At 69.3% G+C, this 2,927-nt stretch carries 3 protein-coding genes; all 3 read left to right on the top strand.

Annotated elements, in window-relative coordinates:
- The first annotated feature begins 123 nt into the window (after positions 1-123).
- Positions 124-342, top strand: a complete 219-nt coding sequence (locus RWP81_RS15835; RefSeq protein WP_314457718.1) for a hypothetical protein — start codon at positions 124-126, stop codon at positions 340-342.
- 38 nt (positions 343-380) lie between these two features.
- Entirely contained in the window at positions 381-1,052 is a 672-nt protein-coding gene (locus RWP81_RS15830) for a hypothetical protein (protein ID WP_314457716.1), read from the top strand.
- A gap of 289 nt (positions 1,053-1,341) precedes the next feature.
- Positions 1,342-2,742, top strand: a complete 1,401-nt coding sequence (locus RWP81_RS15825; RefSeq protein WP_314457715.1) for a ParB/RepB/Spo0J family partition protein — start codon at positions 1,342-1,344, stop codon at positions 2,740-2,742.
- The last annotated feature ends 185 nt before the right edge of the window (positions 2,743-2,927 follow it).

The raw sequence follows: 2,927 nt of genomic DNA, 5'->3' as shown, positions 1-2,927 counted from the left end.
GCCACCGATTCCGGACGCGCCCTACGGGCTTATTTCGCCCGGAATCGGCGTCACTGCGCCGCCTCCACTCAAACGGTCATTCCCGCCGGAGAGGCAAAGAAAAACGATCAGTCAGGAGCAGCCATGTCCACCACCCTCGAAGCGATCCTCCGCGACCAGATGGTCACGTTTCTCGTCAGCAAGAACATCGTGTGCCCGCGCACCGGGGCCGCGCTCGACGCTCGGACGTGCGTCGTTCTCACCGACCGCGACGGCGACCCCGCGGCCGTCCTATCGCCCGAGGGCTGGGAGCAGATCACCGACGACCCGACACCCTCGCCCGCCCCGCGGAGCACGGGCTGACCGTCGACTCGACCACCGTCCGCTGACAGGAACGCACCATGACCACCATCGACACCGGCCGCGCGACCGCGGCGCAGCTCGCGCTCATCCTCGACACCCGCCGCGCGGAGTCCGACGATGACGCCGCGGCCACCGACGCCGAGATCCTCGCGCACGTGCGCAACACCCTCACCCTGCCGGGCGATGGCGCGCCGGGCGGGCATCCCGTCACCGACGACGGCACCGACTACGCCGCCGCGCTTGTCGCGTTCCTCACCCCCGGCCCGACCGCTGACGCACTGCTCGCCACGATCGAGCAGCTACAGCAACAGGTGTGGGCCGCGGCCCCGGTCCTCATGGTCGTCACGGTGACCGATGACGGGGAGACGTACCGCGCGCTGCGTTGCCCCGTCTGCGACCAGCTCGTCACCGACTCCTACGGCGATCTGTACGCCGTGGACGTCTCGACCAGGTGGAGCATCGCGGAGACGGACGACGATCACCGGCAGATGAGCGTCAGCCGCGGGGATGACGACTACAGCAGCACCCTGTACTACCTGCACACGACAGGCCAGCCGGCGCCGTCGTCCCGCCCGAGGACTGGACCGAGAGCTGGAGCTGACCCAGCAGGGGGAGGGGCCGGCCTACGGGCCGGCCACGAGGGGCGACCCCCTCGCGCTCCCCGGTGTCCCGCCTGCGGCGGGGCGCGAGCTCCGCCCGCGCAGCGGTGACGGAGCACCGCCGGAGGGAGCCGCTACGCGGCCCGGGTTACCGTTTTCTTCACCTCTCCGCGGTTTCAACCTACTTCGCTCCAACGGCTACGTGCCACCGATCCCGGACGCGCCCTACGGGCTTATTTCGCCCGGAATCGGCGTCACTCCGCCGCCTCCGCTCAGTTGGTTTTCACTCGCCGGAGAGGCAAAGAAAAACGATCTGGAAGACGACATAAGCCCCGTAGTAGTGCAAGTACCACGGGACCCGTCGCCTTCATGGTCGCACACCGATCAAGGAGAAACCATCGTGAGCATCACCACCGGAACCGGGACCATCGAGCACATCGACCCGACCACCCTCGTCATCGAGGTGAACGTGCGCACCAGCGCCCCCGTGACGAAGGATTTCGTCGCGTCGATCCGTGAGAACGGCGTCATCACCCCGATCCTCGCTCGCCGCGACGAGCACGGAAACGTCATCGTCCGCGCCGGTCAGCGCCGCACCCTCGCTGCCCGCGAGGCCGAGGTGTTCACCGTTCCCGTCTATGTCGTGGAGGGCGACGACACCACCGCAGACCGCCTCATTCAGCAGATCATCGAGAACGACCAGCGCGCCGACCTCAGCACCGCGGATCGCACCGCCGCCTGGCAGCAGCTCGCGTTCGAGGGCATCAGCGCCGCGCAGATCGCCAAGCGCACCGGCACCAAGACCGACGCGGTGAAAAAGGGCATCGCCGTCGCGGAGTCCGCCACCGTCACGTCCGCTCTGCACGAGCACGCGCTGACCCTCGACCAGGCGGCGGTGCTGTTGGAATTCGAGGACGACGCCGACGCCCGCGCGCACCTGATCGAAGTCGCCGCCACCGACCCGGCCCAGTTCGACTACACCGCGCAGAGCCTCCGGGACGACGCCGCGGAAAAGGCCCGCTTCGCCGCCGTCGAACAGGAGCAGATCGCGAACGGGTTCCAGGTGCTCTCCCGCGCCGACGCCTACAGCGAGGACACCCCGTGGGTGAGCCTTCGCAAACTCCGCACCGCGGATGACGTGCAGGTCACCGCCGAGCACATCGCCACCGTCCCGGTGCGCGGCGCGCTCATCGACACCAATTGGCGCGGCGACATCGACGTGACCTACTTCGTCCAGAACCCCACTGACGCGGGGTTCACCTACGCCTACGGCGCACCCGGCACCCCCGCCGAGCCGCTGACCGCGGAGCAGATCGAGGAAGAGCGCGTCGAGAAGTCCGCCGAGCGGAAGGCGCTCATCGCCAACAACAAGGCGTGGATCGCCGCCGAGACGGTGCGCCGCGAATGGCTCGCGACGTTCCTCTCCCGCAAGACCCTGCCGAAGGACGCTGACCGGGTGATCGCGCTGGGCCTGACCGCTCACCGATTCTCAGTGTCGTCCGCGATGTCGGGCGGCAACGACCTCGCGCACACGTTCCTCGCCGTCGAGCGGCCCTCCGGCTACCGCATGGACGGCCTGGCCGAGTTGGTGGAGGCCAACCCCGGCAAGGCCCGCCTGGTGGCCCTCGCGGTCGTTCTCGCCGGTGCCGAGGCAGGCACCAGCAAGGAGTCGTGGCGACGCGGCGACGAGCGCGCCGCCGCGTTCTTCCGCCAGCTCGCCGCGTGGGGATACTCCCTCTCCCCAGTCGAGCAGATCGTCACCGGCGACACCACCCCCGCCGAAGCCGCAGGCCTCGCCTGACAAACCGGACGGGGACCGGCATCCGCCGGTCCCCGTCACCCCCGGCGTCACCCCGCCGCATCACCCGATTTCTTCACCCTCTCGCATCACCCCAAAGGGTGGTGCCCGTCGCCCAGGAAGGCGCACCATGACCACCATCACGACCCCCGCCGTCGAAGTCGACGTGTGGGGACACACCCAGGCGC

The sequence above is a fragment of the uncultured Microbacterium sp. genome, assembly GCF_963521695.1.
Classification (GTDB): domain Bacteria; phylum Actinomycetota; class Actinomycetes; order Actinomycetales; family Microbacteriaceae; genus Microbacterium.
The sequence above is the reverse complement of the archived record's forward strand: the minus strand, read 5'-3'. Positions and strand labels throughout refer to the sequence as shown.